This is a genomic window from Sulfurovum sp., assembly GCF_041562805.1.
GTDB lineage: Bacteria > Campylobacterota > Campylobacteria > Campylobacterales > Sulfurovaceae > Sulfurovum.
The window spans coordinates 1-8634 of sequence record NZ_JBFFOH010000108.1; the positions used below are offsets into that span (position 1 = coordinate 1).

At 38.3% G+C, this 8634-nt stretch carries 8 protein-coding genes; 2 read left to right on the top strand and 6 right to left on the bottom strand.

What is annotated here, in order from left to right; translation table 11 throughout:
• Nucleotides 1-481 precede the first annotated feature (481 nt).
• From ABYK33_RS11230 to purB, 3 genes are all read right to left on the bottom strand, one after another.
• Complete coding sequence (locus ABYK33_RS11230) at nt 482-802, bottom strand: hypothetical protein (RefSeq protein ID WP_373033305.1); 321 nt, start codon at nt 800-802, stop codon at nt 482-484.
• A gap of 10 nt (nt 803-812) precedes the next feature.
• The gene (locus ABYK33_RS11235; RefSeq protein ID WP_373033307.1) at nt 813-3182 is read right to left on the bottom strand and encodes a ribonucleoside-diphosphate reductase subunit alpha; all 2370 of its coding nucleotides are present in this window, start codon (nt 3180-3182) and stop codon (nt 813-815) included.
• Nucleotides 3183-3498: 316 nt separating this feature from the next.
• The gene (purB, locus tag ABYK33_RS11240) at nt 3499-4827 is read right to left on the bottom strand and encodes an adenylosuccinate lyase (protein WP_373033309.1); all 1329 of its coding nucleotides are present in this window, start codon (nt 4825-4827) and stop codon (nt 3499-3501) included.
• Nucleotides 4828-4933: 106 nt separating this feature from the next.
• Between purB and ABYK33_RS11245 the strand changes: the two genes are divergently transcribed.
• Nucleotides 4934-5863 carry an RluA family pseudouridine synthase gene (locus ABYK33_RS11245; protein ID WP_373033310.1) on the top strand — a complete coding sequence of 310 codons (930 nt, stop codon included), beginning with the start codon at nt 4934-4936 and terminating at the stop codon, nt 5861-5863.
• Nucleotides 5864-5972: 109 nt separating this feature from the next.
• On the opposite strand, the gene rlmN is transcribed toward ABYK33_RS11245, so the two are convergent.
• The 3 genes from rlmN to hisF are packed head-to-tail and all read right to left on the bottom strand — an operon-like array spanning nt 5973 to nt 8339.
• On the bottom strand, nt 5973-7046 hold the full coding sequence (gene rlmN, locus ABYK33_RS11250) for a 23S rRNA (adenine(2503)-C(2))-methyltransferase RlmN (protein WP_373033311.1): 1074 nt from the start codon (nt 7044-7046) through the stop codon (nt 5973-5975).
• A complete protein-coding gene (locus ABYK33_RS11255; RefSeq protein ID WP_373033312.1) occupies nt 7047-7571 on the bottom strand; it encodes a purine-nucleoside phosphorylase in 525 nt (174 codons plus the stop codon).
• A gap of 3 nt (nt 7572-7574) precedes the next feature.
• The gene (gene hisF, locus ABYK33_RS11260; protein WP_373033313.1) at nt 7575-8339 is read right to left on the bottom strand and encodes an imidazole glycerol phosphate synthase subunit HisF; all 765 of its coding nucleotides are present in this window, start codon (nt 8337-8339) and stop codon (nt 7575-7577) included.
• 94 nt (nt 8340-8433) lie between these two features.
• Here hisF and ABYK33_RS11265 point away from each other — a divergent pair.
• On the top strand, nt 8434-8634 hold a 201-nt coding region (locus ABYK33_RS11265; RefSeq protein ID WP_373033314.1), incomplete at its 3' end, for an rRNA adenine N-6-methyltransferase family protein.

Consider the following 8634-nt stretch of genomic DNA (forward strand, 5'->3'; position numbering starts at 1 on the left):
AACTGTAGGATGGATATCTCAATGGATAGAGTTCAAACAAGACAAAACATCTAAGATCGCAAGACCAAGACAACTCTACACAGGTGACTAATAAACACTATAGTTTTTTCGTCAATATGGCCTCTTTTTAGCGGCCAAAATAAGCCTTTTTTTTATTTTTTCCATACCTACGGTTAAAAAAGGGTTTAAAGTGGTTTATTTTGTGAGTTAGATAAGCTAGTGTTGATTATATAGGTTTCTTATACTTTTTTATCAAATTCAACAATATCTTTACTCCAAAAAAATCTAATAACTATAAAATCTGATTTTCAGCGTTAGCAATTTGCATTTTCATTTTATATATATCAGTATGATTCTTTTGAGAGTTCATTTTATGCTTTCGGTACAGCAATAAAGAAAATAAGGAATAAGAGGTAAAAGTTTAAGAAAAAATATTGTGCTCTTCATTTCCAAACAAAGTTTGGAAACAAGTATAAAATCATTAATCCAGCTTTAGGTCATAACTGTTAGTAGATGTCAATTCACTGTCGTCATTTGTCAAGACCACATTAGACAGTTCAGTATATTTTTTATAGATCTTATCACTATTGTGTAAAATAAAATCTTGCAGATCTTGTCTATGCTTTTTGGTATTAGCAGACATATATATTTTATCAAGTGTTCTGATCAAATACTCAAACACTTGTCGATCATTTTCAGAAATAGCTTGATGTCCGTAAATGAAATCTAACTGCGTTTTTACATTATCCGCTCTCGAAAACAATATTGATGCATCCAATATATTCATGTTTGTCTCTGTCATGTATTTATACTTACTGACAACCTACACATTCTTGACTTCTATCTTCAACATCTCCAGAAGATTCAGGCGATTGAGATCTCAAGTAATAAGTCGATTTCAATCCAAACTTCCAAGCGTTCATGTAAATCTCATTTAAGTATTTACCACTTGCTTTGTCAAGCGTGATGAAGATGTTAAGACTTTGTCCTTGATCTAACCATTTCTGTCTGATCGCCCCTGCTTTGATAAGTGCATTTTGATCCAGATCATAACTAGGTGTATAGTACTGCCAAGTATCTGCAGAAAGGTTTGGAGCCACTACAGGGATAAGCCCTGAAAGGTTCTCTTCAAACCACTTTCTTTTATAGACAGGTTCTATGGCTTGTGTTGTCCCTGTCAAGATAGAGATAGAACTTGTCGGTGCGATCGCCATAAGATACCCGTTTCTCATACCGTCTGTTTTCACCTTCTCTTTTAGTCCCTGCCAGTCATGACTGTAACCAAAGAGTCCACCTCTGTCAACCAGTTTACAAGCATTTTCATTTGCCTTGTCTATAGGGAATATACCTTTTGACCAGTCCGAACCTTCAAAGGTTGGGTATCTCCCTTTTTCCAGAGCAAGATTACTTGATGCTTCAATAGTATAGTAAGAGAATGATTCCATCACTTCATCTATTTTTGTAAAGTGTTCATGGCTTCCCCACTCGATCTTTGATTCTGCAAGCATCTGAGCTTCACCCATCACACCAAGACCTATAGATCTTGATTTTTCATTCGTTCTCTTTACTTTAGCAAGAGGATAGAAGTTCAAGTCAATGACATTGTCAAGCATACGGATCGCTGTTGGGACAACACGTTCCAGGTCTGCTTGTGTATGCACTTTGGAAAGGTTGACAGAGGCAAGGTTACATACAGCCGTGTCCCCATCTGTTTTCTCTTTGTCTACTATCCATATCTGTTTACCATTTATACTGTCAAGGGCTGTCACTTTTTTCGCAGGTTTTGTAGTTCCGTTGTCAACAGTAAGCATTGTATTTTCATCATAGGCTTCCTTGGTTCCGTCTTCAAATGTAAACTGTGTTTTGTACGTATTTGGTCCTGTATTTTGGAAGATCTCTGTACAAAGGTTCGTACTTCTGATCACACCCACATGCTTGTTAGGGTTGGCTCTGTTTGCTGTATCTTTAAATGTTAAGAATGGGTTTCCTGTTTCAAAGTAAGATCTAAGCATCTCTTTCCAAAGATTCTTTGCAGAGACTCTTTCTCTTGTGATCTTGTCATCTGAGTTTTCAAGTTCTATATATCGTTCTTCAAAGGCATCACCGTAGAGTGTTGTCAATTCTGTCACTTCAAATGGATCAAAAAGTGTCCACATCTCATCTGCTTCTACTCTTTTCATAAAGAGGTCATTGAGCCAGATCGCAGGAAAAAGGTCATGTGCTCTACGACGCTCTTCTCCTGAGTTTTTCTTCAAGTCAAGGAAGTCACGGATGTCAACATGCCAAGGCTCTATGTAAACAGCTATAGCTCCTTTACGTGTACCAAGTTGGTCAACTGCTATGGCAACATCATTGGCAATCTTGAGGAAAGGTACGATACCTCCCGCAGCATGCTTATGCCCATCGATGTATGAGCCCATACCACGAACCAAAGACCAGTCCCAACCGATACCTCCACCAAACTTGGAAAGTAATGCCATCTCTTTGTATCCGTCAAAGATACCTTCAATGTTGTCAGGTGTTGACCCGATGTAACAAGAGCTCAGTTGATGTCTTGGTGTTCTTGCATTTGACAAGGTAGGCGTTGCTGCCATTACTTCAAACTTACTCAAGATATCATAAAACTTTTTTGCCCATGTCTGACAGTCAAATTCATTTTGAGCCAAGAACATAGCCACACCCATAAAGAGTTGCTGAGGCAATTCAATAGGTACTCCTTCACGGTCTTTCAACAAATATCTGTCATAAAGCGTACGGATACCCAGGTAAGTAAACTGCAGGTCACGTTCTGGTTTTAGATAGTCATTCAGCTCATCAAGATCATACTTCTCTTTCAGTCCAAGAACGATACGTCCTTCTTTCTCTCCACGTTCAAAGTGTTCACGCAAATGGTTATATCCTGTAAACCCTGTCGCCTTGTGATAAATATCATAAAGGAAAAGTCTAGACGCAACAAATGTCCAATCTGGTCTGTCAATATCAATCTTATCGACCGCTGTTTTGATCAGTGTAGTCTGTATCTCTTCAGTAGTGATCATGTCACGAAATTGGAGTTTAGCATCTACTTCAAGTTCACTTTGACTTACACGTACAAGACCCTCTACTGCTGCTGCTGTATATTTCTGAATCTTCCCTACGTCTAAAGTTTCGACTCTACCGTTTCGTTTTACAACTCTGATCATTTTTGCTCCTGGTTATAGACATGTTCACCTAAATTTGGTGAAATAATTAATCCGATTTTACTCAAATTTACCTTGTGTACTTTTGAAAAGTTGTATCATTTTTAGGCATCTTTTTTATAAGATTTTGTGATAGTTTTTGAAAGGCTGTCTGTGTGGGAAGTATCGAAAAATATAAGGTTTATTTATACCAATAAAAGGCAAAAAAGTAACACTCAAATCATTCTAAGATTAGAGTGAATTAGGGTGTGTCGGACATTTCAAAACTATACTATTAGTACAGTGTGAAATATCCAACACACAATGATGTGCTATAAGCTTATTTAAAAACTCTTTTGAAAATTGCATCTACATTTTTTGTGTAGTAATCAAAGTTGAAACACTCTCTTATCTGTGACTCTGAAAGTGACTCACCCAACTCTTCATCAGCGAGTAGGTACTGAAGGTAAAGTGACTCACCTTTATCATTTGTAGTAGATCTTCCCTGCTGTATCTCTTCCCATACTTTCATCGCATTTCTTTGTACGATCCTATAAGCATCTTCACGACTCACGCCTGCTTTTGGAAGCTCAAGAAGTACACGCTGAGAGAATACCAATCCACCAGTAAGGTTTAGGTTCTTCATCATATTCTCCGGCATAACTGTAAGATTAGCGATCACATTATTCATACGGTGCATCATGAAGTCACATGTGATAAAAGAATCTGGCAACCAAAAGCGTTCAGTTGATGAATGCGAGATATCTCTCTCATGCCATAACGCTACATTCTCCATTGCCGGAGTGATGTATGCTCTGACCATACGTGCCAATCCTGTAATGTTTTCAGTAAGAATTGGATTTCTTTTGTGAGGCATTGCAGAAGAACCTTTTTGGCCTTTAGCAAAATACTCTTCACACTCATACACTTCTGTACGTTGCCAGTGTCTAACCTGTACGGCAAACTTTTCAATACTTGATGCAAGAAGTCCAAGTGTTGTAGCAAGTCTCGCATAACGGTCTCTCTGGATCACCTGATTTGATGCAGGTGCAGACTTAAGTCCTAACTCTTCCATTGCATAATCTTCAAGTTCAAGAGGCGCGTGAGCAAAGTTACCCATCGCACCTGAGATCTGTCCAACAGCGATGACATCCATAGTCTGCTCTAAGTTCACTAAGTGTCTCGCCATCTCGTCATACCATACAGCAAGTACAAGACCAAAAGTAATTGGCTCTCCATGTATACCATGTGAACGTCCTACCATCAATGTCATTTTGTGTTCCATTGCTCTTTTTTTAATTGACCCCATCATCATTTTAGTGTCTTCAATAATGATCTTAAGCGAAGCTGTCATCTGTAAAGCAACCGCAGAGTCAACAGTGTCAGAACTTGTCATCCCGTAATGGAACCATCTGCTCTCCTCACCCAGTGTTTCAGAAACAGAGGTTGTAAACGCAATAAGGTCATGTCTTGTCACTGCTTCTATTTCGTCAATACGTTCAACAGAGAACCCTGCATTGTCAACTATCTTTTGTGCATCGTCATCAGGGATCAGACCTAGTTTATTCCATGCTTTGACAACTGCTATTTCAACATCAAGCCATGCTTGATACTTCGCTTGCATTGTCCAGTTCTTTGCCATCTCTTCTCTTGAATATCTTTCAATCATTGCATACCTTTATGTGTATAAAAATTTGATACAATTCTACCAAAATAGCAGTTAATAATACGACTAGTCGTATGAGCTGACTGTTTAATACTAAGGTGAAGCAGATATGCCATTCGTTAAAGAGAAATTTACAGTAACAGAGAAAATGCCCGCATTTCTATTTATCATGCGAACCTTTAACTTTACGCAGGGTCAGGCCCAACGGGTATTGGCAAAAGGCAGACTGCTTATCAATGGTGAATCTATATTTAATACTGGAGAGTCCATAGAAGGCGAAATAGAAGTTGTCTATTTCAAACCTTCCACACAAGGGAACAAACCTCTTTTTCACAACAAAGATTTTATGGTCTTTGAGAAGTATTCCGGTGTTTTGGTCCATCCCAATACCATGGCTACCCCTTACTCTCTTCTCGATGAAATTCGTACCATTGCGGGCGATAATGCGAATGCGGTACACCGTATCGATATGGAAACCTCTGGATTACTTTTGGCAAGCAAACATAAAAAGTCAGAGTCCTATTTAAAGATGTCATTCGAAGACAGAAGTATTAAAAAATCTTACCTTGCCTGGGTGGATGGCAAACTCACAGAACCCTTTTCTTCAAGTGAGCGCATCAAGATCAATAATGACTATAGCCAAACCAAACACAAGGTCTTTATCTCTGATGACGGGAAGGAATCACACACAGACTTCATTCCTCTTCAGTATGATGAAATACTTGATGCGACTCTTGTAGCATGCTATCCTCATACAGGAAGGACCCATCAGATCAGGGTCCATTTGTTTCACGTGAAACATCCCATTTTAGGTGATCCCATTTACGGTACAACCTTCAAAGCTGCTAATGCTTATCTAGAAGAGGAACTCAGTCCGGAAGATCGTATGATAGAAATGGGTGCAAGTAGATTGATGCTTCATGCGCAGAGCTTGTCATTTAGTATAGGTCCTAAATTTCATATAGAAAGTAAGAGTAATTTTACTGAGATGAAATATTTAATTTGCGAGAAAGAAAGAAGAGTATTTAATAAAAGCTAAGGAGAAAATTATTTCTCCTCATCACTTCGAGATTCATAGATAAACCAACCCACACCCACAGCTGCTACGAGTATGATAAACCCCAACATAAAAAGTTCCAAACTTGGCATTAACCTTCTCCTTCTAATTCTTGTTCTCTCAACTGACCACAAGCCGCTGAAATATCTAATCCTTTGGATTCACGGATCGTACAGTGCAACCCTCTCTTAGTGAGATATTCTTGGAACTCTTTCATATCTTTTTCACTTGGACGTTTAAACTCTGTTCCCCCATATGGATTAAAATAGATCAAGTTTACCTTGGCCTTGATCCCATCAAGAAGGGAAAGCAACTTCTTGGCTGCAGAGATATCATCATTGACATCTTTGATGACAAGGTACTCAAACATCACTCTTTTTCGGTCATTGACAGGAAAGTTTTTCACTGCAGTAATAATAGAAGCAATATTGTACGCTTTGTTAATAGGCATCAACTGTTGTCTCAGATCATCATCAACTGCATGTAAAGAAATAGCCAGATTCACTCCTAGCTCCATCTTTCCAAGTCTCTCTATCTTTGCACTAAGCCCAGAGGTTGAAATAGTTTGTCTATGTGTGGCAATTGCCATACCTTCTGGATCTGCAAAGATCTTTACAGACTTAGCAACCTCAGTCAGGTTGTCAAGTGGCTCACCCATTCCCATATAGACAATATTGACACGACGGTTGGCATCAATGTCATTATCTTTCTTGATCATACGTAACTGTTCAACAATTTCACCTGCAGTCAGATTACGCATAAAACCACCCTTTGCAGTCAAACAAAATGCACAGCCTACCTTGCACCCTACCTGAGATGAGATACACACTGTATATCGTTCCTGATGCTTTACAGAGCCATCTTCATGATACTCTTTCTCTCTCATCAAAAGAAGTACAGCTTCCACCGTATGTTTATCATGAAGTTCAAAAAGATATTTACGGCTTCCGTCTTTGGAATTTTGTACCATGACTGTTTTAAGAGGAGCAACAGTATACTCTTCATCCAGCTTTTCTCTCATCTCTTTTGGAAGGTTTTTCATCTCTTCAAACGAGTCTGCATACTTATGGTAGATCCAATTGTATATCTGTTTTGCACGGAAAGAAGGTTTGATCAGTTCACTTAACTCTTCTTTTGTCAGATCCTGTATTATCTTTTTTGTCATTTATTTACTTTCTTTTATATACTCAGTTAATCTGAGCATTGCTTCTTTATGATTATCCATAAAGTTTTTATGTGCATTTTCATCACAATAATTTGTCACGATAAAAATACCTGCCGCAGGTATTTCAAAAGATTTTGCTACTTTCAATACCGCATAGTATTCCATATTTTCCAAATGTATATTTTTAGAAAGATACGCCTTGCCTAAATTTTTGTCTGTTGTAATATAATTAGAACTGTTCACTATTGTTTCACGTGAAACATCCTCTGCAGTAGAAACCATATTATCTACAGGGGTATATGAACCGCCTGTAAAGAAACTGTTTTCTATGTTTGCAGCTGTCTTTGATTCTATAATGTCAAAAACTTTCTTTTCCCCATACGAACCTGCTGTCCCAACGAACAATATAAACTTTGGTTTTTGAGACAAACATAAACGCGTTAAATTAATAGCCACATCTGTCATACCAATACCAACGGGCAAAGCAAAATCAAACTGCTCACTCTCACCTGCACAAATTATCATAAACTACATTCTCACTGGGATGTTTTTCGCTCTAAGATAGCTTTTTAATTCCATAATGTCAATCTCTTTAAAGTGAAAGATAGAAGCTGCCAATGCTGCATCTGCATTGCCAAGGGTAAAAGCTTCTTCAATGTGTTGCATTGTTCCTGCGCCTCCAGAGGCAATAACCGGAATGTTTACAAGCTCACCTATCTTCTTGTTTAAAGTGTTATCGAATCCAGCTTTTGTACCATCTGCATCCATAGAGGTAACAAGCAATTCACCTGCGCCTCTGTCATATACTTCTTTTGCCCACTCCAATGCATCCAAACCTGTATCGTTACGTCCCCCATGGGTAAAGATATGCCATTTATCTTCAGAGACTCTTTTGGCATCTATGGCTACTACAATACATTGAGACCCAAAACGTTTTGCACCCTCTTCAATGAATGCCGGATTTTTAATGGCTGCAGAATTCACACTTACTTTATCACAACCTACATTGAGAAGGTTATAGATATCAGAAAGCTCTCTGATCCCTCCACCCACAGTAAGAGGAATGAAGACTTCCTGTGCTACTTTTTTCACGACATCCACAATGGTGTCACGTCCTTCATGACTCGCACCGATATCAAGAAAAGTGATCTCATCTGCACCCTCTTCATTGTAACGTCTGGCAACTTCTACAGGATCCCCTGCATCACGTAAACCAACAAAATTAACACCTTTAACTACCCGTCCGTCATTCACATCAAGACAAGGTATGATACGTTTTGCAAAATAATCCATCTAATTAGCCGTCTTCCTCTCAAAATTATGATAAGATTATACAAAAATTATCCCAAACGCGGGATTAGAATATAGTATAAAGGTAGATTATAGTATGATTATTGAAAATTTAACCGAATTTGCAAGTAAGAAATTTGGTCAAAACTTTTTGAAGAATGATATCTATCTTCATAAGATCATCCAAGCGATGCCCAATGACGATTTAAAAGTCGCAGAAATTGGACCTGGCTTAGGTGATTTAACCAAAGAACTTGTAAAAGTTCGAAATGTCACAGCATTTGAGGTTGATAAAAGA